Origin of the sequence: Bradyrhizobium sp. 153, assembly GCF_023073835.1 — a bacterium.
GTDB lineage: Bacteria > Pseudomonadota > Alphaproteobacteria > Rhizobiales > Xanthobacteraceae > Bradyrhizobium.
The window spans coordinates 17,702-42,375 of record NZ_JADPKH010000146.1 but is presented as its reverse complement, the minus strand read 5'-3'; the positions used below and the strand labels follow the sequence as shown (position 1 = coordinate 42,375).

Here is a 24,674-nt window from a genome sequence, read left to right as displayed (position 1 = left end):
CTACAATGGCTTGAGCTGAGCGGTGCAAGTTAAAGCTAAATCGCAGCGACTTGAAGCGCAGCGTTGGTTTGCCTGCCTAGATCGTGACCTGCGTTCCAACCTCGACCACGCGGCCAGAGGGGATCTGGAAATAGTCGGTGGCGTCGTTCGCCGAGCGGCTCAGCGAGATAAACAGCCGGTCCTGCCAGCGCGGCATACCGGAATGGGCCGCCGGCTTCAGCGCCCTCCGCGACAGGAAGAAGGAGGTCGACATGATATCGAACTGCCAGCCGAGCTTGCGCGCGATCGCCAGCGCCTTGGGCACGTTGGGCGATTCCATGAAGCCGAATTTCAGCGTCACCTTTGAGAAGGTCGGTGAGATCTGCTCCAGCCGCACCCGGTCGGCCGGGTCGATGCGCGGGGTCTGCGCGGTGTCGATAGTGAGAATGACGTTCTTCTCGTGCAGCACCTTGTAGTGCTTCAGACTATGCATCAGCGCCGTCGGCGCGCTGAGTGGGTCCGAGGTCAGGAACACGGCTGTGCCGGGCACCCGCTGCGGCGGCCTTTTCTCCAGCATCGCCACAAGGTCGGCGAGCGGGAATTCGAGCTTGCGCGACTTGTCGAACAGCAGCCGGCTGCCCCGCCGCCACGTGTACATCAGGATGATCATGAGCGCGCCGAGCGCCAGCGGCACCCAGCCGCCCTCGAACACCTTGAGCAGGTTCGCGGCGAGGAAGGTCAGGTCGAGAAACAGGAACGGCACGATGAGCGCTGCGGCGGCGAACGCAGACCACCGCCAGACCTTCCAGATCACGACGAAGCCCATCATCGCCGTGACCACCATGGTGCCGGTGACGGAGATGCCGTAGGCCGAGGCGAGCGCGCTGGAGGATCGGAACAGGAGTACCAGCAGCACCACCGCAACCAGCAGCAGCTGGTTGATGCGCGGGATGAAGATCTGGCCGGAATGGGCCTCTGACGTATGGCGAATTTCGAAGCGCGGCAGCAGTCCGAGCTGGATCGCCTGCCGCGTCAGCGAATAGGCGCCGGTGATGACGGCCTGGCTCGCGATCACGGTGGCCATGGTGGCAAGCACCACCATGCTGCCGCGAATAAAACCTTGCGGGAAGAGCTGGAAGAACGGACTCACGATCGCCCCGGGATCGCTGAGGACGAGCGCCCCCTGCCCTAGATAGTTCAGCGCGAGCGATGGTAGCACGATAGACAACCAGGCCGTTTGGATTGGCCGCTTGCCGAAATGGCCGAGGTCGGCATAGAGCGCCTCGGCACCGGTGACCGCCAGGAACACCGCGCCCAAGGTCACGAAGCCGATGACGCCATGCTGAAGCATGAATGACACGGCGTAGAGCGGATTCAGCGCGTACAGCACTTCCGGCTGCGCGATGATCGGATGGACCGCCGCCGCGGCGATCACCGCAAACCAGACGCACATGATCGGGCCGAAGAAGGCGGCGACCCGGGCGGTGCCGCGCGACTGCACGGCGAAGAGGCCGACCAGGATCGCCACAGTCAGCGGCACGATGTAGGGCTCGAACCGCAGCGTCACGTCTTTCATGCCTTCGATCGCCGACAGCACCGAAAGTGCGGGCGTGATCACGGCATCGCCGTAGAACAGGGCGCCGGAGATGATGCCGAGCAGGACGACGGTCGCTCCGCCGGTTCCGACGGCGCGCTGGGCCAGCGCCATCAGCGCCAGCGTGCCGCCCTCGCCATTATTGTCGGCGCGGAGCAGGATCACGACGTATTTGAGCGTCACCACGACGATGAGCGCCCACAGGATCAGCGACAGCACCCCGAGCACGGCCGCCGGCGTTGGTAGCCCCTCCGCCCCCGAAGCCGCCATCACGGCCTCGCGGAATGCGTAGAGCGGGCTGGTGCCGATGTCGCCATAGACGACACCGATGCTACCGAGCGTCAGCGCACCGAAACGAGCCGTGGTATGGGCATCGCCATTGGCCGCCGCCGTTTCCGGGGCCGAAATTGCTACGTCGCTTGTCATGGAGAGCCTGGTGGCCTCTAAAATGCTTCACTGCACAATGGCGGAAGGGCGCGCGGCTTATAGTCCTGCGCTACCGGCATAGCATAGCCCGATTCCGGGCCTTAGGCATGCAAATTTGCATGACTCCGGCAGTTGCATTTAGATGGTGACCTGGGTCCCGACTTCAACCACGCGCCCCGTGGGAATCTGGAAATAGTCAGTGGCGTCGTTGGCCGACCGGCTCAGCGCGATGAAGAGGTGGTCTTGCCACAGCGGCATGCCCGACTGGGCCGAGGCCTTCAGCGATCGTCGCGACACGAAGAACGACGTGGACATGATGTCGAACTGCCAACCCTGCTTGCGCGCGATCGCGAGCGCCTTCGGCACGTTCGGCTGCTCCATGAAGCCGAAGCGCAAGCGGACCTTGAAGAACTTGTCGCTGATCTTTTCCATGCGGAATCGCTCGGACAGGTCGACCCGCGGCGTATGCGCGGTCTCGATGGTCAGGATCACGTTGTGCTCGTGCAGCACCTTGTTGTGCTTGAGATTGTGCAGCAGCGCCGTCGGCACGAACGACGGATCGCTGGTCAGAAATACGGCCGTGCCCTTGACGATATGCGGCGGCCGCTTCTCCAGACTTCGGATCAGATCGTCCAGCGGCACCTCGATCCGGCGCGTCTTCTGGATCAGGATCCCCGAGCCTTTCCGCCAGGTCCAAATCGTCCCCGCCATGGCGACGCCGAACAGCAGCGGCACCCAGGCGCCTTCGAGCAGCTTGAGCAGATTGGCACTGAAGAAGCTTAGGTCGACGACGACGAAGGGCATGATCACGGCCGCAGCCGTGGCAGCGCGCCAGTTCCACAATTTCCAGATGACAATGAAGCCCATGATGCCGTCGGCGACCATGGTGGTGGAGACCGCGATGCCGTAGGCCGAAGCCAGATTGCTGGGGGTGTGGAACAGCAGCACCAGCAGCATCACACCGATCAGCAGCAGCCGGTTGACGCGCGGCAGATAGATCTGGCCGGCATGGGTCTCGGAGGTGTAGCGCACCTCGAAGCGAGGGAGCAGGCCGAGTTGCACCGCCTGATAGACCAGCGAATAGGCGCCCGTGATTACCGCCTGACTAGCGATCACGGTCGCGACAGTCGCAAGCCCGACCAGCGGCAGCACCAGACTTTCAGGCACCATGCGATAGAAGGAATGCTCGATCGCGCTGGGATCGGACAGCACCAGCGCACCCTGCCCGAAATAGTTGATCAGGAGCGCCGGCAGCACGAAGAACATCCAGGCTGACTGGATCGGCTTGCGCCCGAAATGGCCGAGATCGGCATAGAGCGCCTCGCCCCCGGTCACAGCCAGGAACACGGCGCCGAGTGTGACAAGGCCGATCGTGCCGTGCGACAGCACGAACTGCACCGCGTAATAGGGATTAATCGCCGCCAGCACTGAGGGGTCGTCGGCGATGTGGACAGCTCCCATCACCGCGATGACGGTGAACCAGACCACCATCACCGGCCCGAACGCCGAGGCGACCAGCGCGGTGCCCTTGCTCTGCACTGCGAACAGCAATGCCAGGATGAGCACCGTGAGCGGCACGACGTAGTGCTCGAACGCAGGGGTTGCGAGCTTGAGACCCTCGACCGCCGACAGCACCGAGATGGCCGGTGTGATCATGGAATCGCCGATGAACATGGAGGCGCCAACCACGCCGAGCGCGAGCAGGAACCAGCTCCGCCGCCCGAGCGCACGCTGGCCGAGTGCCATCAGGGAGAGCGTCCCGCCCTCCCCGTTATTGTCGGCGCGCAGCAGCAGCAGGACGTATTTGGCGGTGACGACGATCAGAAGCGCCCATAGGATCAGCGAGAGCACGCCGAGCACGATGACCCGCGAGACCGGCTCGCCATGGGCCGCGCCTCTGACCGCCTCGTGGAAGGCATAGAGCGGCGAAGTGCCGATATCGCCGAAGACGACGCCAATGCTCCCGAGCGTAAGGGCCCAAAAACCTGATGTGACCGGCCCTTCCTGGGTCTCGGTCGATGTGATGCTCGCCGTCATGAGGGTGGAGAACGCTTCGTCCCTGAATTTGATCCGGCGCCTTTTGACGCTTCCGGCGGGCCTGTCAACCGGCTCACCACCATAGCAGGCGCCGAGCCGGATGCTGTGACGGCGCGGTCACGCTCGCCGCAGCGCGACGAGATGCCTCAGGTAAGATGGTAGCGCAAGTCCCTACGGCTTCAGATTCGGCGGCAGTGGCGGATCTTCCCGCATCAGGGTGATGGTCACCCGCCGATTGGCCGCGAGCGAGGGATCGTCCGGAAACAGCGGCTGGGTGTCCGCCTTGCCCGAGACAGCGAAGATGTGCGACGGCGGCAATCCTTCGCGTTCGAGGATCTGGCGCACGGCATTCGCGCGGTCGGCCGACAGGTCGAAGGCGCCGTAGTCGCTGCGGACCGGCACAAATCCCGCCGCGGTGTGGCCGGCGATGGAGACGCGAAGCGGCGTCGCCTTGAGCGGGATCGCGAGCTTCTCGACCAAGCGGCGGGTGCGGTCGTAAGGCACCTTGGAGCCGTCGGCGAACATCGAGCGGCCATCCTGGTCGACGATCTCGAGGTTGAGGCCCTGCTTGGTCTCTTCAAACATGATGTGCTTGGACATTTCCGTCAGTTCCGGCATGTCCTGCAACGCCTGGCGCAGCGAGGCCGCGGCGAGCGCGAAATTGCGGTCGACCTTGATCTTCGCCCCCGAGGTGCGGTCGCGATCATCCTGGTCGGGCGTCGGCGTGTTGGAAGCTTCCTCGGGCTGGATATGGTCGACGTTCTTCAGCCGCGGCCGCGTCGGCAGACCGTCGGACTCGACGATGCCGGCATAGCGCGCTTCGCTCTGCACGCCGAAGGCGTCGCGCATGGATCCGGCGACGATCTTCAACTTGTTGGCGTCCTGGGTCGAGAACGCGACGAGCATCACGAAGAAGCTCATCATCAGGCCCATCAGGTCGGCGAAGGTCACGAACCAGCCGTGACCGCCGCCGTGCGCATCGCCGCGTTTCTTCTTGGCCATGGTCTAGATCCCGGCGCGCGCGATCAGGCCGGCACCGGCTCGCCGTCGGCGTGACGGTGCTTCTCCGGCAGATAGGCCAGCAGCATTTCACGCACCAAGGTCGGGCTCTTGGAGTCGCGGATCATCAGGATGCCGTCGATGATCAGGGTGCGATTGGTCTCCTCATCCAGCAGCTTGCCGTGAAGTTTGTCGGCGATCGGCAAACAGAACAGGTTCGCGACGAGCGCGCCGTAGAGGGTCGCGAGCAACGCGGTCGCCATGAACGGGCCGAGCTTGGAAGGGTCGGTCATGTTGGCGAACATCTGCACCATGCCGATCAGGGTACCGATCATGCCGAAGGCAGGGGCGCAATCGCCGATGGCACGGTAGATCTTGCTGCCCTCGTCGAGGTGCATCAGGAAGTTGTCACGGTCGCGCTCGAGATTGTCGCGGATGAAGTCGAGGTCGTAACCGTCGGCAACGTAGCGGATGCCCTTGGCGAGGAAGGGTTCGTCGGTCTCGACCTTTTCCAGGCCGACCGGGCCCTGCTTGCGGGCGATCTCGGCGATGCGGGCGAGTTCGTCGACGAGGTCGTGGGCCGACAGGCGGCTCATGGTGAAAGCGAACTTGGCGCCGAGCGGAAGGCCATGCAGGAGCGCGCTGAGAGGAAAGCGGATCATGGTGGCGGAGATCGAGCCGCCGAAAATGATGATCATCGCATGTTCGGAGATGAACATGTGGAGATCGCCGCCCATGAAGATCATCGCAACGATGACGATGGTGCCCGCAATGAGCCCGACGCTCGTCATGATATCCATGGGAGACTCCAATGCGTACACGACAACGGCCGTCCTGGCCGCTGGCGCGGCCCAACCCCGAACCGCATCGGAACCCTAGAGCGCCGCCCTTAAAGCCGCGTAAAGGTTAAGTCTGGACAGCGAGGTACGGCGCGCCGCAGGCGCTGCGATTCCTGGTGGGCGGCGGGAATCTCAACACTTCGCTAACCATAACGGTCGCTAGGACGATAACCCCGTCAGCTCCAGGCTGAGCGCACGCAGGCGCTTGCGCGCGTCGGCATCGTAGGCCTGCGGATTTGCGCGTGCCTCGTTCATACCGTTGAAGAACAATCCGCTTCGATCAGCGACGTCGTCGCCCTCGACGAGGTGGAGGATGGCTGCACCGCCTTGCTCGACCGTCGACATCGGAGTGATCCCGCCGGCGCGCACCATCGTGGTGTTCATGTAGGTCGCGGGATGCAGCGCGTTCACGGTGATGCCGGTGCCCTTTAATTCCTGCGCCAGATCGATCGTGAACATGATCTGAGCGAGCTTGCTCTGCGCATAGGCGCGCGAACCGCTGTAGCCCCTGGTGATCATGACGTCGTCGAACTCGATCGGGTGCTGGCCGAGCGAGGCGACGTTGACGATGCGCGACGGCGCAGCCGCCTTCAGCAATGGCAGCAACAGATGGACGAGCAGGAAACCGGCGAGATAGTTCACGGCAAATCGCAGCTCGTGACCCTCGGCACTGACCTGCCGCTGCGGGCCGTCATTCTGCGAGCCGATGCCGGCATTGCTGACCAGGACGTCGAGGCGCTGGTGGTCACGTTTCACGGCCTCCGCGAGCGCACGCGTGCCCGACATCGATGACAGGTCGGCCTGGTAGAAAGTCGGCGCGATACCGCCGGCCTCCACGATCTCGTCGCTCAAGGTCTTCGCACGCGCCGCGTCGCGGCCATGGATCAGGACCCTCGCACCTTCTTTGGCCAGGCGGCCTGCAACGTAGCGGCCGACGCCGTCGGTCGAGCCGGTGATCAGAACCGTCTTGCCCTTCATCCTCATTGCGCTTCCTCCAACTGCGGCCCTGCGTCACATCCGTGACGCGCCATCATGCGGTACTCTGTAGCTATGCGGCATGCTCCATCGCAGGAGCCCATTTGCCATGTTGACGTTGTTCAGTCTTCTCACTGCGCTGCCGGCGGTACTGGCGCTCCATCTGCTCGAGCCGGAGCTGGTGCTGCCAGCGTTCAGCGCCCTGCTTTTTGTCGAGGCCGCCTTCGCCGTGATCGCGGCGCGGTTGATCCATCTCCCGGACAATGCGGACGACATCACCTTGTGGGACCTTGCGGGCGGCTTCACCCTGATCGGATGCGCCGCCGCGGTGTTCGGCGAGCCGGATCAGGCTGCCCTGTTTCTGACGGAACAAGGCGGCCCACGGTCGGTGCCCCGACCGTAGGCCGCTCCGCCGCGCGTCTAGTGAATCTCCGCCGAGCGCTTCAGCGCCGCCTTCAGCTTCTCCAGCGAAAAGTTGGGACTGCGGGCGATCTCGAGGATCGGGGTCTCGCGGCGGCCGCAGAGCTCGGCTGCCTCGGGCAGCTTTGCCGCGACGTCGATCGGGATCACGATGGCGCCGTGCTGGTCGGCATGGATCAGGTCGTCCGACTTAACGGTCATGCCGGCGACACGCACCTCGCCGCCAAAGCTCTCCGCATGCACCCAGGCATGCGACGGCCCGATCGAGCCTGCCAAGGCCTGGAAGCCCGGGGCCCATTGCGGGATGTCGCGGATCGAGCCGTCGGTGATGACGCCGAGACAGCCCAGCGCCTTGTGCACGTTGCTCTGCACCTCGCCCCAGAACGCGCCATAGCCAACGTCGGGGCCATCGATGTCCTGGATCACCGAGATGCGCGGACCGTGGCCGGTGCCGACATATTCGTAATAGTCGATGCGGCGCTTGGACTGCTCCTCAGCAGGAAGCGAGGATTTCAGCACCGAGCGGATCATGACCGTGCGGGCATAACCGACGATCGGCGGCAGATCGGGGAACGGACAAACAAGCTGCTTGGTGGTGTAGCCGATCAGCCGGCGCTCGGGCGCCACGATCTCCATGGCATTGCAGATCGTCGGCGTATCATAGCGGCCCAGCGCTTCGAGGACGGAAGCGGGCAGCGGCCCGGTCGCGGAATTGGTCACGGCGTTCTCTCCCAAATTGGCGGCCGCTGTTGGCGCGGTGCCGCCGTCACAGGGCGATATAGCCGAGATCAGGCATCAACCCAACTCAGCGGGACTCATGGCAGATATCCGCGTGTGGCCGCTTAGTGCAGCCGTCCGGGCCGGTCGTCGTCGTCGTGCGGCGGCTCGGACAAATTCGCCAGCGTCGGCGCCGAAGGCGGTGACGCGACCTCACCTCCCGCCGGCGCGGTGGTTTCCATCGCCCGCGCGTGATCGCGGTAGGATTTGTAGCCGAGCGGCAGGCAGAGCAGATAGAGCACCGTGCCGATCGACAGCACGTGCCAGGGATAGGCGATCAACAGCGCGATGAAGACGATGACGGCGACGAACGCCGGCAGCACCAGCTCGGGCGGCACGCGCATGCGCTTGGTCTTGCCGGAGAACACTGGCAGGCGCGACACCATCAGGAAGGCGATCAAGAGCGTGTAGCCTGCCGTTACCGCCGCGGGCCAGCGTCCGAGATCGAGGAACGCGACATAGATCGGCAGCAGCACGGTGATGGCGCCGGCCGGCGCCGGCACGCCGGTGAAGAAATTGGCCGCAAACGCCGGCTTGTTCGGATCATCCATCGTGGCGTTGAAGCGGGCAAGGCGCAGACCGCCCGAGATCGCGAACACCATCGCGGCGATCCAGCCGGCATTGCCGAGCTCGTGCAATTGCCAGAAATACAGCATCAGGCCGGGCGCAACGCCAAAATTGACGAAATCGGCGAGGCTATCGAGCTCGGCGCCGAACTTGGACTGGCCTTTGATCATGCGCGCGATGCGGCCGTCGATGCCGTCGAGCGCGGCCGCGAACACGATGGCATAGACCGCGAGCGACATCCGCCCCTCGATCGACAGCCGGATCGAGGTCAGGCCGGCGCAGATCGCCAGCAGCGTGATGACGTTGGGCACCAGCATCCGCACCGGAATCGGACGGAACCGCCGCCGGCGCGCGTCAGGATCTTTGAAATCGTAGGGCGTCATGGCTCGTCCTCACCTCAAGGCGAGATATAGCAAGCCGCGCTCCCCTCCGCCATTGCGGCGGAACGGCTTCCTGGAACGACTTATTGGTTAATTGGTGCGATAGGTGCGGCTGGCGTCGTCCCCGGCAAGATCGGCCAAAATCGTCTCGCCAGCGATCGCGGTCTGCCCTTCCCATACCAGCGCTTTGGTACCGACCGGCAGATAGACGTCGAGCCGCGAGCCGAAGCGGATAAGACCGAAGCGCTCACCGGCGCCAATCGCCTGCCCTTCCTTGACGAAGCAGACGATGCGCTTGGCCACGAGGCCGGCAATCTGGATCACGCCGATCCGCGCCGTGGGCGTCGTGATCACCAGCGAGTTTCGCTCATTGTCCTCGCTCGCCTTGTCGAGCTCGGCATTGATGAACAGGCCGGGCCGGTAGGCGATGCGGTCCACCCTGCCCGCGATCGGGCTGCGGTTCACGTGGCAGTTGAACACGCTCATGAACACCGAGATGCGCGGCAACGGCCGGTCGCCGAGCCCGAGCTCGGCCGGAGGGAGCGCCATGGTGATCATCGAGACGCGGCCGTCAGCCGGCGACACCACGAGCCCCTCGCGCACCGGCGTGACCCTGACGGGATCGCGGAAGAACAGCGCGCACCACACAGTCAGGATCGTGCCGATCCACCCCAGAGGGGACCACAGCCAGAATAGGATCAGGCTTGCCAGCGCGAAACCGCCGATGAAGGGATAGCCCTCCTTGTGGATCGGCGGGATCTGACGCTGGATCGAATCGAGAATGGACATCGCTCTCTGCCGCTGAAGGGTTGACGGCGCACGGGGCCGTCCCGCGCGGTGGAGTTGTTTAGGCCAGAGTTGGCACCCGAGACAAGGTCACTCCGCCGCCGCAGGCGCCGTCAGGGAATCATTGACCGGCGGCGGCTCCCGGTTGGGTGCCTCGCTACTGTCGGCCATCTTGGCCAGTTTCTCCCGCGCTGCCTCGGCCTCGCGCTGCCTGTTCCACATGCTGGCATAGAGGCCGCCCTGCGCGAGCAGCTTTGCGTGGGTGCCGCGCTCGGCGATACGGCCCTGATCCAGCACGATGATCTCGTCGGCGCCGACGATGGTCGAGAGCCGGTGCGCGATCACCAGCGAAGTGCGGTTCTTGGCCACGCGGTCAAGCGCGCCCTGGATCTCGTGCTCGGTGTGGGTGTCGAGCGCCGAGGTGGCCTCGTCGAGCACCAGGATCGGCGGCGCCTTCAAGACGGTGCGCGCGATCGCGACGCGCTGTTTCTCGCCGCCGGAGAGCTTCAAGCCACGCTCGCCGACCTGGGTCTCGTAGCCCATCGGCGCCAAGCGGATGAAATGGTCGATCTGTGCCAGCCGCGCCGCCTCCTCGACCTCGACATCGCTGGCGTCCCATCGGCCGTAGCGGATGTTGTAGCGGATGGTGTCGTTGAACAGCACGGTGTCCTGCGGCACCATGCCGATGGACGCGCGCAGCGAGGCCTGCGTGACGTCGCGAAGATCCTGGCCGTCGATCAAGATCTTTCCGCCGGAGACGTCATAGAGACGGAATAGCAGCCGCGAGATCGTCGATTTGCCCGCACCCGAGGGGCCGACGATCGCGACCGTCTTGCCGGCCGGCACCTCGAAGCTGATGCCCTTCAGGATCGGCCGCGTCGGCTCATAGGCAAAGCGCACGTCCTCGAAGCGCACGGTGCCGGCGGAGACGACCAGCGGCTGCGCATCGGGCGCGTCCTTGATCTCGGCCTCGCGGCCCAGCACACCAAACATCTTCTCGATGTCGATGATCGCCTGCTTGATCTCACGATAGACCATGCCCATGAAGTTCAGGGGCTGGTAGAGCTGGATCATCATGGCGTTGACCAGCACGAAATCGCCCACCGTGTTGGTGCCGTTGCGCACGCCGATCGCACACATCAGCATGGTCGCGGTCAGGCCGAGCGTGAAGATCACGGCCTGGCCGGTATTGAGCACCGCGAGCGAAGTATACGTGCGGACGCTCGCCTCCTCGTAACGCGCCACCGATCTGTCATAGCGCTGGGCCTCGCGCGCCTCCGCGCTGAAATATTTGACGGTCTCGTAGTTGAGCAGCGAGTCGATTGCCTTGGTGTTCGCCTCGGTGTCGGAATCATTCATCTTGCGGCGAATGCCGATCCGCCACTCGGTCGCGATGTAGGTGTAATACATGTAGAGCGTGACCGTGATCAGAGTGGCGACCACGTAGCGCCAATCGAACTGCCAGAGCAGCACGGCCATCAGCAGCGAGACCTCGACGATGGTCGGGATCAGCTGCAGGATCACCATGCGCACGATGACCTCGATGCCCTCGCGGCCGCGCTCGAGCACCCGCGTCAGACCGCCGGTCTTGCGCTCGAGGTGGAAGCGCAGCGACAACTCGTGCATGTGAATGAAGGTGATGGTCGCAAGCTTGCGCACTGCATGCATGGCGACGCGGGCGAAGATGCCGTCGCGCCATTGCGTCAGCACGGCCATCAGGATGCGCATCGCGCCGTAGCTCGCGGTCAGCAGCAGCGGCGGGGCGATAACCCAGAGCTGCCAATTGTCCGCCTGCACCGGCGCCGTGTTGGCGCCGGTCAGCGCGTCCGTCGCCCATTTGAAGCTGAACGGCACCGCGAGCGTGATCAGCTTTGCGGCGAGCAGCAGCACCAGCGACCAGACCACCCGCATCTTCAGGTCGAAGCGGTCGCCCGGCCAGATATAGGGCCACAGATGCGCCAGCGTGCCCATCAGCGTGGCCCGCTCCAGCCCTTGCCCCGCGGGAGGATCAGGAACGTCGGCGCCGTCGAACGATTGAGGTTGGTCCATCAAAAAGCCTGAAAGCCCGCCGGATGCGGGCGGCGTTACGATTTGCGATTTTCGCCCGTCATATAGAGCCTTCCCGATGCCAGCGCACCCCGCCAGATGGCGAATCTTCGATTGTTTGTCGCTATTTGCCGGTAGATTTCCGGGAGTACCGAATCACGGATTTGGCTTGACGCCTCTTCGCTGCAATGCATCATGGCACCAATGAGCACAATCAAAACCGTCTGTGTCTATTGCGGCTCCGGCCCCGGAACCAATCCCAACTTTACCGAAGGTGCCAAGGCATTCGGCAAGGCGCTCGCCGAGAACAACATCCGCCTGGTCTATGGCGGCGGCTCGCTTGGCCTGATGGGCGCGGTCGCGACCTCCGTGCTGGATCACGGCGGCACCGTCACCGGCATCATCCCCGACTTCCTGCGGCTGCGCGAGAACGCGCTGACGCGGGTGCAGGAGATGATCGTCACCCCCGACATGCACGAGCGCAAGCGGCTGATGTTCGAACGCTCCGATGCCTTCGTGGCGCTGCCGGGCGGCGTCGGCACGCTGGAGGAGCTGGTCGAGCAGATGACCTGGAAGCAGCTCGGCCGTCACGCCAAGCCGGTGCTGCTCGCCAACATCGACAATTTCTGGGAGCCGCTGTTCTCGCTCTTGTCGCATATGCGCCAGACCGAGTTCATCCGCGCCGGCCTGTCGATCGACATCCTCAAGGCCGATCGCGTCGAGGATATTTTACCGAAGCTGAAGGCAGCCGCCGCCCAGGTCGCCGAGGCGGAAAAGCAGATGGCTCCGGAAGTGGCACGCCGGCTGTAAGGATTACGCGCTCGGAAACGTCACCGCCTCGATGCGATTGCCGTCGGGATCGCTGACGAACGCCGCATAATAGCGCACGCGATCGTGGGGGCGGAGGCCGGGCGCGCCATCGGAGGCACCGCCGGCGGACAGCGCGGCGGCGTGAAACGCATCGACCTCATCAGTCGTCTTCGCCCGCAGGCAGATGTGCACGCCGCTCTCCGGCGGGACGTGCGGCATGCCCTCGCGCAAGTTGATCCAGAACTCTGGATAGGCCTTGCCGAAGCCGACCGTCCGCGGTCGCGTCACGAGGCGCGTGAGGCCGAGCGCGGAGAGCGCGGCCTCGTAGAATTTTGCGGCGCGATCGAGATCGCTGACGCCGACGGAGATGTGATCGATCATTGGTCGCGCTCCCCCTCTCCGCTGTCGTTCCGGGGCACGCGAAGCGTGAACCCGGAATCTCGAGATTCCGGGTTCGGCCCTGCGGACCGCCCCGGAATGACTCCCTGATAGCTACGCCGGCGCCCCCGACTTCACCAGCTTGTAGATCACCGAATCCATCAGCGCCTGGAACGAAGCGTCGATGATGTTCGGAGACACCCCGACCGTGGTCCAACTGTCGCCGTTCTCGTCCTCGCTCTCGATCAGGACGCGCGTGACCGCACCGGTGCCGCCGTTCAGGATACGCACGCGATAGTCGATTAGTTTCAAGCCCTCGATGTAGGTCTGGTACTTGCCGAGATCCTTTCGCAAGGCGACGTCGAGCGCGTTGACGGGACCGTTACCCTCGGCGGCTGAAATCAGGCGCTCGCCGGCGACGTCGACCTTGACCACGGCCAAAGCGACGGTGACGCGCTCGCCATGCGAATTGTAGCGCTGCTCGACATTGACGTCGAACTGCTCGACCTCGAAATAGTGCGGCACCTTCCCGAGCGTCCGGCGCGCCAGGAGCTCGAACGAGGCGTTTGCGGATTCGTAGGCGTAGCCCGCCGCCTCGCGCGCCTTCAATTCCTCGACGAGGCGCGTCAGCTTCGGATCGCTCTTCTCGTAAGGAATGCCGGCGCGATCGAGCTCGGCAATGACGTTGGAGCGTCCGGCCTGGTCGGAGACCAGCACCTTGCGGTGGTTGCCGACCAGTTCCGGCAGGACGTGCTCGTAGGTCTGTGGATCCTTCAGCACGGCGGAGGCATGAATGCCCGTCTTGGTGACAAAGGCGCTCTCGCCGACATAGGCCGCATGCCGGTTCGGCACGCGATTGAGCATGTCGTCGAGCGTGCGCGAGACCTTGACCAGCGTTGCCAGCTTCTCGGCCGTGACGCCGATCTCGAAGGCGTCGGCAAAGCCCTTCTTTAACCTCAGCGTCGGGATCAGCGAGCAGAGATTGGCGTTGCCGCAGCGCTCGCCAAGGCCGTTCAGCGTGCCCTGGATCTGCCGTGCGCCGGCACGCACCGCAGCGAGCGAGTTGGCCACCGCCTGCTCGGTGTCGTTATGGGCATGGATGCCGACGTGATCGCCGGGGATGTGCTTCGTCACTTCGGTGACGATGTCCTCGACCTCGTCAGGCATGGTTCCGCCATTGGTGTCGCACAGCACCACCCAGCGCGCGCCGGCCTCATAGGCGGCCTTGGCGCAGGCGAGCGCGAACGCCGCGTCTTCCTTGTAGCCGTCGAAGAAGTGCTCGCAGTCGAGCATTACCTCGCGGCCGGCGGCATTCGCAGCCGCGACGCTGTCGCGAATCGAGGCGAGGTTTTCCTCCTTCGTCGTCTCCAGCGCAACGCGCACCTGATAGGCCGATGACTTCGCCACGAAGCAGATCGCGTCGGCCTTTGCTTCCAGCAACCCGGCGACACCAGGGTCGTTGGAGACCGAGCGCCCGGCCCGCCGCGTCATGCCGAAGGCGATAAAGCGCGCATGATTAAGCTTGGGCTTGGTCGCAAAAAATTCGCTATCGAGCGGATTGGCGCCGGGATAGCCGCCCTCGATATAGTCGATGCCGAGATCATCGAGCATCGCCGCGATGACTTGCTTGTCGGCCAGCGTGAAATCGACGCCGTTGGTCTGCGCGCCGTCGCGCAGCGTGGTGTCGAACAGATAGAGACGCTCCTTGCTCATTGCGGCGCTCCAAGCGTCTTCTTCATGGTCGTGTTGGCGAGCCACTCATCATTGACGGTGACGCTGTTGCGCTGCTGGGCGGTGTAGCCGCGCTTGGCGAAGAAGCCCTGTGCGGTGTCGCTGGCGTCGACCGAGAGGCTCGTCGCACCGCGGCCGCCGGCAAGCTTCTCCAGCGCATCGACCAGCATGGTCGCAACGCCCTGCCCGCTCACTCCGGGATGCACATAGAGCATGCGGATATGATCGTTGCCGCGCAGCGAGGCGAAACCGATGGGCGAGCCTTCCAGCGTCGCGACCAGGGTCAGGTCGGCGGCGAGCCGCTTGCCGAACTCTTCGCTTTCCGCCGTCTCCATCCAGGCCTGCTGCTGCGCCTCGCTATAATCGTCGCCGGTCAGCTCCTCGATGCTGGCGGTGAAGATCGCGGCGAGCACCGGCACGTCGGCCGGCAGGAACGGCCTGAGTGCGGGCTTTGGCAAAGTCTGTCCCATGGTCTTCACCACATCCCATAGAGTTTCAGCACGATCGCCACGGCCGCGCCGAGCAGTGCGATCTTCAGCGCGATGTAGTAGAGCCAGTGCCGCGGAAAAGGCGTGTCGGGCCGCTTCATCGCGCAATCTCCCAGGTCGTGCCTTCCTTGGAGTCCTTGATCGCAACGCCCATCGCGGCGAGCAGATCGCGGATGCGATCGGACTCCCCAAAGTCCTTACGACGACGGGCGGCCGTCCGTTCCGCGATCAGGCGTTCGACTTCCTTCGCATCGATGCCGCTCGCCTGCTGCTTGCGGCTTTCCCATTGCGCAGCGCTCTCGGAGAGAAAACCGAGCAGCCGCAACGATCCCGCCAAGCCGTTCACGTCGCTGCCGCGCAAGCCGTGCAGCGCCGCGATCGCAAGGGACGTGTTGAGGTCGTCCAGCAGCGGCTCGACCACGGATGCTGCCGGCCTGCCGGATTCGACGTCGGCCGCAACGCGATACCAGTCGTCGAGCGTCTTGGCGCTCTCCTCCAGCGATTTCATGGTCCAGTCGATCGGCGAGCGGTAATGCGTCTTCAGCATGTTCAGACGCAGCACCTCACCCGGCCAATCCGCAAGCAGCTCATGGATGGTGATGAAGTTGCCGAGGCTCTTCGACATCTTCTCACTCTCGACCTGCAGGAAGCCGTTGTGCATCCAGTAGTTCGCCATGCGCTGCTGGTGGAAGGCGCAGCAGGTCTGCGCGATCTCGTTCTCGTGATGCGGAAACACGAGATCGATACCGCCGCCATGGATGTCGAAATGCTCGCCGAGATGCTTCCAGGCCATTGCCGAGCACTCGATGTGCCAGCCCGGGCGTCCCTGCGCGGCGATGCCCGCCGGCGATGGCCATGACGGCTCGCCCGGCTTTGATGGCTTCCACAGCACGAAGTCGGTGTTGCCCTTCTTGTAGGGCGCGACATCGACGCGGGCGCCGGCGACCATCTCGTCCAGCGAGCGATTGGATAGCGCGCCGTAGCGCGGCAGGCCGGCATTGGCCGCGTTCATTGCCTGCGGCGAGAACAGCACATGATCCTCAGCGACATAGGCAAAGCCGCCGGCGACGAGTTTTTCGATGATCTCGCGCATCTCGCCGACATGCTCGGTCGCGCGCGGCTCGACGCTCGGTCGAAGCGCGCCCAGCGCATCGACGTCGGCATGAAACTGCCGGCCCGTCTCCTCCGTGACCTTGCGGATCGCCTCGTTCAGCGGCAGGCCGGGAAAATCCCGCGCGGCGCGGTCGTTGATCTTGTCGTCGACGTCCGTGATGTTGCGGACATATTTGACATGCGCCTCGCCATAGAGATGGCGCAGCAGCCGAAACAGCACGTCGAACACGATCACCGGCCGCGCATTGCCAATATGGGCGAAGTCATAGACGGTCGGTCCGCAGACATACATGCGCACGATGTTGGCATCGAGCGGTACAAAGGTCCGCTTTTCCCGGCTCAGCGTATCGTAGAGGCGCAATTCCATATGGATACCCGTCGGCTGTTGGCCGGGCGTCCAAGGCTCTCAATGTTTTTGAGAAAAGACGGCTCCAGCCAGCGAATCGCTAGCTCGTAATCTCGCGGCAAATGGCGCAAATGGCGAGGAGACCGTTCATGCGGCCACATATGGGCTATGAGGCGGCTCCGCGTCAAGAGAGCCGCGAAAGCGCCGCTTTATCTCCGCAAAGCACGCGGCTCGCCCTGCTGGTTCGTGATCCTTAACCACTTGAGCCCATTCTGGAACTGGCGGTTCCATTTTTTCACGGGTATTTTCATGCGATCCTTGCTCGTCCTGATTTTGTGCGCCTCCACCCTTGCGGCAGCCAGCGCTTACGCCGAGACGCGCGTCTTCATCATTGCCAACCAGGCGGACGGCTATGGAGTTGACCAGTGCCTGGCCAAGGGCGAGAGATGCGGCGCCTCCGTCGCGCGCACCTATTGCCAGTCACGGGATTTTGCCCAGGCCTCGGCCTATCGCCGGGTCGATCCCGACGAAATTACCGGCTCCGTCCCCAAATCCGGCGCAAACTGCTCCCATGGCCGTTGCGACGAATATGTCGCAATCACCTGCCAGCGCTGAATTCCCTCGGAACTGGCGGACCTTAGGCCCAATCTTTGGCCCCTGAAACGACGTGACGATGCCGCAGGAAGCGGCTATGGGAGGGCGCGCTTCGGCCCTCAAGTCACTTCGGCTTCCCAAGTCACATTGGGCCGTGACCTCGCTAGAATGGCGGATATGCCTGAATTGTTGTCCCTGCCCCGTGCCCGCTTCCTCCTTGTCTGCACCGTGCTCTTGAGCACGGTCGTGCTCGCCACCGGCGCTTTCGCGCAGGTCGGCCCTCCGGGACCGCCGCCTCAGCCCGCCCAGAACGGGCTCGGCCCTAATCCGATGTGCGTGCGGCTGGAAGGCCAGCTCGCCGCACTCGACCGCGGCGGCGGTGGTGACCCCGCGCGCGAAGAGCAGATCCGCCGCTACCAGGATTCCCAGACCCGTCAGCAGGCCGAGCTCGATCGCGTCACCATGCAGGCCAAGCGCATGGGCTGCGATTCCTCCGGCTTCTTCTCGCTGTTCAGCGGCCAATCCGCGCAATGCGGCCCGGTCAACACCCAGATCCAGCAGATGCGCGCCAATCTGGATCAGATCACTGGCAATCTCGAGCGCCTGCGCGGCGGTGGCCCCGGCGGCTTCAGCCCCGAGCGCGACAATCAGCGCCGTTCGGTGCTGGCGGCGCTGGCGCAGAACAATTGCGGCCCGCAATATGCCAACGCGGCGCAGTCGCAAGGCGGCGGCAACTTCCTCAGCAATCTGTTTGGCGGCAATAACGCGGGCAATCCGCAAGCCGTTCCGCCCGCCGATCTCGGCCCGCAATCCGCCACCTTTCGCACCGTGTGCGTGCGCACCTGCGACGGCGCCTATTTTCCGATCTCGTTTGCGACCGTGCCGGCGCGCTTCCCCGACGACGAGAAAACCTGCAAGGCGCTGTGCCCGGCCGCGGAGGCCGTGCTCTACACCCATCGCAATCCCGGCGAAGACATGAACTCGGCGGTCTCGATCGGCGGCCAGCCCTACACGGCGCTGCCGACAGCGTTCAAGTTCCGCAGCGAGTTCAACCCATCCTGCTCCTGCAAGGCCGCAGGCCAGACCTGGGCGGACGCGTTGAAATCGGCGGACGACAAGGCCGCAGTCGAGCAGCAGGGCGACATCATCGTCACCGAAGAGAGCGCCAGGAAGATGCAGCAGCAGCGGCTCAACAAGGGCACGCCTGCGAATGCCAAGAAGGGCGCAGCTTCGGCGCCGACGACGGCCAATACGCCGGCCACGACGTCGCCGGCGGATACCGGCACCACCGCTAACTCCGAGAATAAGCCGATCCGTTCAGTCGGCCCGACCTTCCTGCCGCAGCAGCAGAAGTAGGCCGTTACTTTCTGTCATGCTCCGCGCAGGCGGCCGCCGGCGCGGCCGTTTCGGCCGTTACGGCTCTCCCTCGCGGCTCCAGGGGAAGAGATTGGCCGGAAAGTCTGCTGCGTAGCGCCTTCCCTTCCGGGGCGGGGGCGGTGCGTCCGGTGGGTTCGGATTCGGCTCGACCACCCGCCGGTAGAGGTGCCAGGTGGCATGACCGAGCACCGGCAGAGCGACAGCAAGGCCGACGAAGAGCGGCAGCGAGCCGATCACGAGCAGCGCTGCCACAATGAGGCCCCATCCGGCCATCGCAATCGGATTCGCCGCCACCACTCGGAGCGACGTGCGGATCGCGTCGATCGCAGTCGCATGCCGGTCGAGCATCAACGGGAATGACACGACGCTGACGCACAGCGCGACAACCGCAAACAGGAAGCCGACGCCGCAACCGACGATGATGAGCGACCAGCCTTCCGGTGTCGTCAGCACGCGCGTTGCGAAGTCGGGAATGCTTGCGGCCGCCGCGTGACCGAAGATCGCGACATAGATTGCGTTCGCGGCACCGATCCAGGCCCCGAACAGGACCAGCAGGAGCACGCCGAGTTCTACCATGGCGCCGAACGAGGGTGCGCGCAGCACCTTGAACGCATCCCATGCGTCGACCTCCTCGCCGCGCTCGCGACGACGGCTGAGCTCGTAGAGACCGATGGCGGCAAAAGGCCCGACCAAGGCAAAGCCGGCGGCCAGCGGAAACAGTAGCGGCAGCACCGAATAGCCGAGCACCATCCTGAACAGGACGAGACCGAGAACGGGATAAATCACGCACACGATGATCGCGTGACTCGGCATTGCCTGGAAATCCCCCCAACCCAGGCGCAGGGCCTCGGACAGGTCGGACAAGCTGATCTTGCGAATGGGATAGGAGGCCGCTTCGCCGAATACGTGCCGCCTGATGTCGTGGGAGTACAGAGTGGCCATGAACGGACCCTCCCGTGCTGAAAATCGCGGATTCGATGACACGCGCTTTCCAGCCACGCGTGTCCGCCGGATAAGCAGGAAACGCGATGGGTCGGGTACGGCAACCCAGGTTCAGCGAACGAGCCTGGCCGGACGGAACCCGCCGCGACCTGCCTCACAAGCTTAGCGCGCGCGGGGCACGGCTGCACTCACGGTTGGGTGAATTGTGCGGCTGATTGTGCGTTGCATCACCCCGGACGCTGAGCGCACCTGATGCCCTGATGCTTGGTCGTGCCCGACGACGGCAACGCCCACGCCGCGTCGACACGAAAATATGCTCTATTGACGCCGGCTTAGGCTGGGATCATTTTAGACACAGACGCCCTAAGCTCCGATGAGATTGATGGTCGCGAGCGTTCCTTTGATTTCGCGACCAGTGGAATGGGCGAAGCAAGAGGCCGGAGATGGCATGAACGCCAACGAGAAAGGCCAGCCATCGCAACCGACATGAGCTCCGCCCTGGATTCGTATCCGTAGCCTTCAATGGCAAGGATGGATCAGGATGGCTGTCGCACTGATATTGCTGCTGGTCGCGATTGGCTCCGTGCTGTTTCACCTCTACAGCCCGTGGTGGTGGACGCCGATCGCCACTAACTGGGCCTATATCGACCACACCATCAACATCACGTTCTGGATCACGGGCTTTGTATTCGTCGCGGTCATCGCCTTCATGGCCTACTGCGTCTTCCGCTTTCACCACAAAGAGGGAAGACGGGCCGATTACAATCCGGAAAACAAAAGGCTCGAATGGTGGCTGAGCGTCGGAACCGGCGTCGGCGTCGCGGCCATGCTGGCGCCTGGCCTCGTGGTCTGGCACCAGTTCGTGACGGTGCCTGCGGATGCCACCGAGGTCGAGGTCATGGGGCAGCAATGGCAATGGAGCTTCCGCCTTCCGGGCAAGGATGGGCAATTGGGCACATCCGACGTCCGCAACATCGCCTCCGACAATCCGATGGGGCTCAATCATGACGACCAACACGCGCAGGACGACGTCGTGATCGAGAACGGCGACCTGCACCTTCAAGTGGGAAAGCCGGTCAAGGTTCTGCTCCGCTCGGTTGATGTCCTGCACGATTTCTACGTGCCCGAATTCCGGGCCAAGATGGACATGGTTCCAGGCATGGTGACCTATTTCTGGATAACGCCAATCCGAACCGGAACGTTCGATGTTCTCTGTGCGGAGCTTTGTGGCGCTGCTCACTATCAGATGCGGGCCAAGGTCATCGTCGACGAAGAGCGTGAATATCACGCTTGGCTGGAGCAACAAAAAACGTTTGCAGAATTGTCGCCGGCGAAGGCCGTCGTGAAGGCGACGTTCCAATCCGGAGGCAACTAGCAAGCTGCCGCCGCAAAGATAGATCGGGTGCATGAGGCCAACGCCTCCCCCGATGGAAACGACCGAGGAGGTTTCTGTGGTCGATATTCCATATGAAGGGATCCCCGGCATCCCGCCTGCCGAAGTACCTGATGTCGAGCTCTATCATCCGAGGAGCTGGTGGACACGATATGTCTTCTCGCAGGACGCCAAGGTGATCGCTATTCAGTATTCGCTGACGGCCACGGCGATCGGGCTGGTGGCCCTGGTGCTATCGTGGCTGATGCGGCTGCAATTGGGATTCCCCGGCACCTTCTCTTTCATCGATGCCAACCAATACCTTCAGTTCATCACCATGCACGGCATGATCATGGTGATCTATCTGCTCACCGCGCTGTTCTTGGGCGGCTTCGGCAACTACCTGATCCCGCTAATGGTCGGCGCGCGGGACATGGTCTTCCCTTATGTGAACATGCTGAGCTACTGGGTCTACCTGCTCGCAGTCCTGGTGCTGGCCTCGACATTCTTCGTGCCCGGCGGCCCCACCGGCGCCGGCTGGACGTTATACCCGCCGCAAGCAATCCTCTCCGGAACGCCCGGGCAGGATTGGGGCATCATTCTCATGATGTCGTCCCTGATCCTGTTCATCATCGGCTTCACCATGGGCGGACTGAATTATGTGGTAACGGTACTCCAGGCCCGCACCCGCGGCATGACGTTGATGCGCTTGCCCCTGACGGTGTGGGGCATTTTCACGGCGACCGTCATGGCGTTGCTGGCATTCCCTGCCCTGTTCGTTGCCTCGGTCATGCTGCTGCTCGACCGCCTGCTCGGAACCAGCTTCTTCATGCCTTCGCTCGTCGAGATGGGCACGCTGTCGAAATATGGTGGCGGCAGCCCGCTGCTCTTCCAGCACCTGTTCTGGTTCTTCGGCCATCCCGAAGTCTACATCGTCGCCCTGCCCGCCTTCGGCATCGTCTCCGATCTGATCAGCACGCATGCGCGCAAGAACATCTTTGGTTACCGTATGATGGTCTGGGCGATCGTGGCCATCGGCGCGCTCAGCTTCATCGTATGGGCGCACCACATGTATGTGAGCGGCATGTTCCCGCAATTCGGGTACTTCTTCGCCACCACAACGCTCATCATCGCAATCCCCACCGCGATCAAGGTCTACAACTGGGTGCTGACCCTGTGGCGCGGCGACATCCATCTCACGGTGCCGATGCTGTTCGCCCTCGGCTTCATCATCACCTTCGTGAACGGCGGGCTCACCGGCCTCTTCCTCGGCAACGTCGTCGTGGACGTGCCCCTCTCGGACACCATGTTCGTGGTCGCGCATTTCCACATGGTGATGGGCGTGGCGCCGATCATGGTCGTGCTCGGCGCGATCTATCATTGGTACCCCAAGGTCACGGGACGGATGCTGAACGAGGCCTTGGGCAAGTTTCACTTCTGGGTCACCTTCCTCGGCGCGTACCTGATCTTTTTCCCCATGCACTATCTTGGACTGCTCGGGGTTCCGCGGCGGTATTTCGAACTCGGCGATGCGACATTCATCCCATCCTCGGCCCATTCACTCAACGCCTTCATCTCCGTGGTGGCCTTGACCGTCGGCTTCAGCCAGATGGTGTTCCTGTTTAATCTTGCCTGGAGCTTGTTCAAAGGTGAGGCCTCAGGCGGCAATCCGTGGCGGGCGACGACGCTAGAGTGGCAGACGCCGGAGACCCCTCCAGGGCACGGCAACTGGGGCAAGGAGCTCCCGGTCGTGTACCGCTGGGCCTATGACTACAGCGTGCCCGGCGCCGCAGAGGACTTCATTCCGCAGAACCAGCCGCCGCGCGCGACGCAGCTCATTCAGGGAGCTGCTTCGTGAGCGCCGTCATCCTCTTCCTGGCTGTGCTTGCGGTGATCGCCGGTTGGTGGCTATCGCAGCAGCGGCTGACGGCCAAGCCATGGCTGGAGGAAGGCCCGGTCGGTAACTTCCCGGGCGGCGATACCATGACCTGGCCGGCAGCGAAGGTCGGACTTGGCGTGTTTCTCGCCGTCGCGAGCGCATTATTCGTCCTCTTCATCAGCGCCTACTCGATGCGCATGAGCGTGGTGGACTGGCGGCCGCTGCCGATACCGCGACTGCTGTGGGTCAACACAGGAGTCCTGGTCCTGAGCAGCGTCGCGCTGCAATGGTCGTACGTGGCCGCGCGCCGACACGATGCTGAAGGCGCCATGATCGGTCTGCTCGCCGGCGGAGCGTCTGCCGTGATCTTCCTCGCCGGGCAGCTCCTGGCCTGGCAACGGCTGGGGGCTGCCGGATATCTCGTGGCGTCCAATCCGGCGAATTCTTTCTTCTACCTGTTGACCGCAGTGCACGGGCTCCATCTGACAGGCGGTCTGGTGGCCTTGGGCCGAACCTCAGCCAAGATGTGGCGCGGCACCGAGATCGCCAACATGCGCTTGAGCGTGGAGCTGTGCGCCATCTACTGGCACTTCCTGCTGCTGGTCTGGCTTGTCCTGCTCGGTCTTCTCACGGGCTGGACCGACGATTTCGTCAACATCTGCCGCCAATTGCTGAGCTAGAGAGACCAGATGGCTGAGACCGTGCTCACAAATCCGGGCCAATCGCCTGCGCGGCCTGAGGGCTGGCGCGGCGTCGCCGACGACTGGGCGTCCGATCAGCGCGCCTTCAAGAACGTGTCCTGGGGCAAGGCCATGATGTGGATCTTCCTCCTCAGCGACACCTTCATTTTCAGTTGCTTCCTGCTCTCCTACATGACGGCGCGCATGTCGACGACCGTGCCCTGGCCCAATCCCAGCGAAGTCTTCGCTCTCAACATCGCCGGCAAGCACATTCCGCTGATTCTGATCGCCATCATGACGTTTATCCTGATCAGCAGCAGCGGCACCATGGCGATGGCCGTCAATTTCGGCTACCGACGCGATCGCGTCAGAACCGCGGCCTTAATGCTGGCCACGGCAGCCTTCGGCGCGACCTTCGTTGGAATGCAGGCCTTCGAATGGACCAAGCTGATCATGGAGGGCGTCCGGCCCTGGGGCAATCCATGGGGTGCCCCGCAGTTTGGCGCGAGCTTCTTCATGATCACGGGCTTTCACGGCACCCATGTCACGATCGGTGTGATCTTCCTCATCGCCATCGCGCGGAAGGTCTTTCGCGGCGATTTCGACGTCGAGAGGCGCGGCTTTTTCACGAGCCGCAAGGGGTATTACGAGATCGTCGAGATCACGGGCCTGTACTGGCACTTCGTCGATCTCGTGTGGGTGTTCATCTTTGCATTCTTCTATCTTTGGTGAGGTCGGCGCATGACAAACGCGGCGGTACACATGGAAGGACAACTTCACGCTCCGGTGCATGGCGCAGTCGCAACGGGGGCCGTTCACGCCAAGGGTCAACAGCACCCGATCAAGCTCTACCTCGTGGTCTGGGGCTGGTTGTTCGTCCTCAGCACGTGCTCCTACCTCGTCGACTACTTTGGCCTACATGGCTATCTGAGGTGGTCGCTGATCCTGCTGTTCATGGTGTTGAAGGCCGGCTTGATCGTCGCTGTCTTCATGCACATGGCCTGGGAGCGACTGGCCCTGGCCTACGCCATCCTGCTGCCGCCGGTCGTGGTATTGGTATTTGTGTCGATCATGGTGCTCGAATCCGATTACACCCACTTCCTTCGCGTGCTCTTCTTCGCAACCCCGTCGTAGCGGCA

Annotated in this window: 22 protein-coding genes and 1 pseudogene; 9 read left to right on the top strand and 14 right to left on the bottom strand. The window is 63.6% G+C overall.

Annotated elements, in window-relative coordinates; genetic code table 11:
- Positions 1–76: 76 nt before the first annotated feature.
- From IVA91_RS32540 to IVA91_RS32520, 5 genes are all read right to left on the bottom strand, one after another.
- Complete coding sequence (locus tag IVA91_RS32540; protein ID WP_247276829.1) at positions 77–1,999, bottom strand: potassium transporter Kup; 1,923 nt, start codon at positions 1,997–1,999, stop codon at positions 77–79.
- A gap of 138 nt (positions 2,000–2,137) precedes the next feature.
- Positions 2,138–4,036, bottom strand: a complete 1,899-nt coding sequence (locus IVA91_RS32535; RefSeq protein ID WP_247276828.1) for a potassium transporter Kup — start codon at positions 4,034–4,036, stop codon at positions 2,138–2,140.
- 171 nt (positions 4,037–4,207) lie between these two features.
- Positions 4,208–5,038: a flagellar motor protein MotB gene (locus IVA91_RS32530; protein ID WP_247276827.1), complete on the bottom strand. Its 831-nt coding sequence runs from the start codon at positions 5,036–5,038 to the stop codon at positions 4,208–4,210.
- Positions 5,039–5,061: 23 nt separating this feature from the next.
- Entirely contained in the window at positions 5,062–5,835 is a 774-nt protein-coding gene (locus IVA91_RS32525) for a MotA/TolQ/ExbB proton channel family protein (RefSeq protein ID WP_172788099.1), read from the bottom strand.
- 198 nt (positions 5,836–6,033) lie between these two features.
- Positions 6,034–6,858: an SDR family NAD(P)-dependent oxidoreductase gene (locus tag IVA91_RS32520; RefSeq protein WP_247276826.1), complete on the bottom strand. Its 825-nt coding sequence runs from the start codon at positions 6,856–6,858 to the stop codon at positions 6,034–6,036.
- Positions 6,859–6,958: 100 nt separating this feature from the next.
- Here IVA91_RS32520 and IVA91_RS32515 point away from each other — a divergent pair, with 100 nt between their 5' ends.
- Positions 6,959–7,252, top strand: a complete 294-nt coding sequence (locus tag IVA91_RS32515; protein WP_247276825.1) for a hypothetical protein — start codon at positions 6,959–6,961, stop codon at positions 7,250–7,252.
- 17 nt (positions 7,253–7,269) lie between these two features.
- Here the strand turns inward: IVA91_RS32515 and IVA91_RS32510 are convergent, their stop codons facing one another.
- The 4 genes and pseudogenes from IVA91_RS32510 to IVA91_RS32495 all read right to left on the bottom strand — a co-directional run bounded on the left by IVA91_RS32510 (position 7,270) and on the right by IVA91_RS32495 (position 11,828).
- Entirely contained in the window at positions 7,270–7,989 is a 720-nt protein-coding gene (locus IVA91_RS32510) for an RraA family protein (protein WP_247276824.1), read from the bottom strand.
- Between the two features lie 122 nt (positions 7,990–8,111).
- Positions 8,112–8,996, bottom strand: coding sequence for a phosphatidylcholine/phosphatidylserine synthase (locus tag IVA91_RS32505; RefSeq protein ID WP_247276823.1), 885 nt, complete (start codon positions 8,994–8,996; stop codon positions 8,112–8,114).
- A gap of 87 nt (positions 8,997–9,083) precedes the next feature.
- Positions 9,084–9,797, bottom strand: a pseudogene (locus IVA91_RS32500) (phosphatidylserine decarboxylase); the annotation flags it as partial.
- Positions 9,798–9,869: 72 nt separating this feature from the next.
- Positions 9,870–11,828: an ABC transporter ATP-binding protein/permease gene (locus IVA91_RS32495; RefSeq protein WP_247276821.1), complete on the bottom strand. Its 1,959-nt coding sequence runs from the start codon at positions 11,826–11,828 to the stop codon at positions 9,870–9,872.
- 201 nt (positions 11,829–12,029) lie between these two features.
- Between IVA91_RS32495 and IVA91_RS32490 the strand changes: the two genes are divergently transcribed.
- The gene (locus IVA91_RS32490; protein WP_247276820.1) at positions 12,030–12,635 is read left to right on the top strand and encodes a TIGR00730 family Rossman fold protein; all 606 of its coding nucleotides are present in this window, start codon (positions 12,030–12,032) and stop codon (positions 12,633–12,635) included.
- A 3-nt stretch (positions 12,636–12,638) separates the two neighbouring features.
- Here the strand turns inward: IVA91_RS32490 and IVA91_RS32485 are convergent, their stop codons facing one another.
- From IVA91_RS32485 to cysS, 4 genes are all read right to left on the bottom strand, one after another.
- A complete protein-coding gene (locus IVA91_RS32485) occupies positions 12,639–13,016 on the bottom strand; it encodes a VOC family protein (RefSeq protein WP_247276819.1) in 378 nt (125 codons plus the stop codon).
- 111 nt (positions 13,017–13,127) lie between these two features.
- On the bottom strand, positions 13,128–14,726 hold the full coding sequence (cimA, locus tag IVA91_RS32480) for a citramalate synthase (protein ID WP_247276818.1): 1,599 nt from the start codon (positions 14,724–14,726) through the stop codon (positions 13,128–13,130).
- The gene (locus tag IVA91_RS32475) at positions 14,723–15,214 is read right to left on the bottom strand and encodes a GNAT family N-acetyltransferase (protein WP_247276817.1); all 492 of its coding nucleotides are present in this window, start codon (positions 15,212–15,214) and stop codon (positions 14,723–14,725) included. Before IVA91_RS32475 ends, cimA begins: the two co-directional genes overlap by 4 nt.
- 115 nt (positions 15,215–15,329) lie before the next feature.
- Positions 15,330–16,712, bottom strand: coding sequence for a cysteine--tRNA ligase (cysS, locus tag IVA91_RS32470; RefSeq protein ID WP_247276816.1), 1,383 nt, complete (start codon positions 16,710–16,712; stop codon positions 15,330–15,332).
- Between the two features lie 288 nt (positions 16,713–17,000).
- Between cysS and IVA91_RS32465 the strand changes: the two genes are divergently transcribed.
- Together IVA91_RS32465 and IVA91_RS32460 are read left to right on the top strand one after the other, a co-directional pair.
- Complete coding sequence (locus IVA91_RS32465) at positions 17,001–17,306, top strand: hypothetical protein (protein ID WP_247418496.1); 306 nt, start codon at positions 17,001–17,003, stop codon at positions 17,304–17,306.
- Between the two features lie 147 nt (positions 17,307–17,453).
- Positions 17,454–18,641 (top strand): DUF2865 domain-containing protein, encoded by a 1,188-nt coding sequence (locus tag IVA91_RS32460; protein ID WP_247418495.1) that lies wholly within the window; start codon positions 17,454–17,456, stop codon positions 18,639–18,641.
- Positions 18,642–18,698: 57 nt separating this feature from the next.
- Here the strand turns inward: IVA91_RS32460 and IVA91_RS32455 are convergent, their stop codons facing one another.
- Positions 18,699–19,604, bottom strand: coding sequence for a DUF2189 domain-containing protein (locus tag IVA91_RS32455; RefSeq protein ID WP_247460310.1), 906 nt, complete (start codon positions 19,602–19,604; stop codon positions 18,699–18,701).
- Between the two features lie 541 nt (positions 19,605–20,145).
- Between IVA91_RS32455 and IVA91_RS32450 the strand changes: the two genes are divergently transcribed.
- From IVA91_RS32450 to IVA91_RS32430, 5 genes are all read left to right on the top strand, one after another.
- Positions 20,146–20,979, top strand: a complete 834-nt coding sequence (locus tag IVA91_RS32450; RefSeq protein WP_247276813.1) for a cytochrome c oxidase subunit II — start codon at positions 20,146–20,148, stop codon at positions 20,977–20,979.
- A 76-nt stretch (positions 20,980–21,055) separates the two neighbouring features.
- On the top strand, positions 21,056–22,834 hold the full coding sequence (locus IVA91_RS32445; RefSeq protein ID WP_247276812.1) for a cbb3-type cytochrome c oxidase subunit I: 1,779 nt from the start codon (positions 21,056–21,058) through the stop codon (positions 22,832–22,834).
- Positions 22,831–23,535: a cytochrome c oxidase subunit 3 gene (locus IVA91_RS32440; RefSeq protein WP_247276811.1), complete on the top strand. Its 705-nt coding sequence runs from the start codon at positions 22,831–22,833 to the stop codon at positions 23,533–23,535. Before IVA91_RS32445 ends, IVA91_RS32440 begins: the two co-directional genes overlap by 4 nt.
- 9 nt (positions 23,536–23,544) lie before the next feature.
- Positions 23,545–24,267: a heme-copper oxidase subunit III family protein gene (locus IVA91_RS32435; RefSeq protein ID WP_247276810.1), complete on the top strand. Its 723-nt coding sequence runs from the start codon at positions 23,545–23,547 to the stop codon at positions 24,265–24,267.
- Positions 24,268–24,276: 9 nt separating this feature from the next.
- Complete coding sequence (locus IVA91_RS32430) at positions 24,277–24,669, top strand: cytochrome C oxidase subunit IV family protein (protein ID WP_247276809.1); 393 nt, start codon at positions 24,277–24,279, stop codon at positions 24,667–24,669.
- Positions 24,670–24,674: the final 5 nt, after the last annotated feature.

Excerpts from the sequence above, each read along its gene's own strand:
- IVA91_RS32540 (WP_247276829.1), bottom strand. The coding sequence starts at position 1,999 with ATGACAAGCGACGTAGCAATTTCGGCCCCGGAAACGGCGGCGGCCAAT.
- IVA91_RS32535 (WP_247276828.1), bottom strand. The coding sequence starts at position 4,036 with ATGACGGCGAGCATCACATCGACCGAGACCCAGGAAGGGCCGGTCACA.
- IVA91_RS32530 (WP_247276827.1), bottom strand. The coding sequence starts at position 5,038 with ATGGCCAAGAAGAAACGCGGCGATGCGCACGGCGGCGGTCACGGCTGG.
- IVA91_RS32525 (WP_172788099.1), bottom strand. The coding sequence starts at position 5,835 with ATGGATATCATGACGAGCGTCGGGCTCATTGCGGGCACCATCGTCATC.
- IVA91_RS32520 (WP_247276826.1), bottom strand. The coding sequence starts at position 6,858 with ATGAGGATGAAGGGCAAGACGGTTCTGATCACCGGCTCGACCGACGGC.
- IVA91_RS32515 (WP_247276825.1), top strand. The coding sequence starts at position 6,959 with ATGTTGACGTTGTTCAGTCTTCTCACTGCGCTGCCGGCGGTACTGGCG.
- IVA91_RS32505 (WP_247276823.1), bottom strand. The coding sequence starts at position 8,996 with ATGACGCCCTACGATTTCAAAGATCCTGACGCGCGCCGGCGGCGGTTC.
- IVA91_RS32495 (WP_247276821.1), bottom strand. The coding sequence starts at position 11,828 with ATGGACCAACCTCAATCGTTCGACGGCGCCGACGTTCCTGATCCTCCC.
- IVA91_RS32490 (WP_247276820.1), top strand. The coding sequence starts at position 12,030 with ATGAGCACAATCAAAACCGTCTGTGTCTATTGCGGCTCCGGCCCCGGA.
- IVA91_RS32485 (WP_247276819.1), bottom strand. The coding sequence starts at position 13,016 with ATGATCGATCACATCTCCGTCGGCGTCAGCGATCTCGATCGCGCCGCA.
- cimA (WP_247276818.1), bottom strand. The coding sequence starts at position 14,726 with ATGAGCAAGGAGCGTCTCTATCTGTTCGACACCACGCTGCGCGACGGC.
- IVA91_RS32475 (WP_247276817.1), bottom strand. The coding sequence starts at position 15,214 with ATGGGACAGACTTTGCCAAAGCCCGCACTCAGGCCGTTCCTGCCGGCC.
- cysS (WP_247276816.1), bottom strand. The coding sequence starts at position 16,712 with ATGGAATTGCGCCTCTACGATACGCTGAGCCGGGAAAAGCGGACCTTT.
- IVA91_RS32465 (WP_247418496.1), top strand. The coding sequence starts at position 17,001 with ATGCGATCCTTGCTCGTCCTGATTTTGTGCGCCTCCACCCTTGCGGCA.
- IVA91_RS32460 (WP_247418495.1), top strand. The coding sequence starts at position 17,454 with ATGGCGGATATGCCTGAATTGTTGTCCCTGCCCCGTGCCCGCTTCCTC.
- IVA91_RS32455 (WP_247460310.1), bottom strand. The coding sequence starts at position 19,604 with ATGGCCACTCTGTACTCCCACGACATCAGGCGGCACGTATTCGGCGAA.
- IVA91_RS32450 (WP_247276813.1), top strand. The coding sequence starts at position 20,146 with ATGGCTGTCGCACTGATATTGCTGCTGGTCGCGATTGGCTCCGTGCTG.
- IVA91_RS32435 (WP_247276810.1), top strand. The coding sequence starts at position 23,545 with ATGGCTGAGACCGTGCTCACAAATCCGGGCCAATCGCCTGCGCGGCCT.
- IVA91_RS32430 (WP_247276809.1), top strand. The coding sequence starts at position 24,277 with ATGACAAACGCGGCGGTACACATGGAAGGACAACTTCACGCTCCGGTG.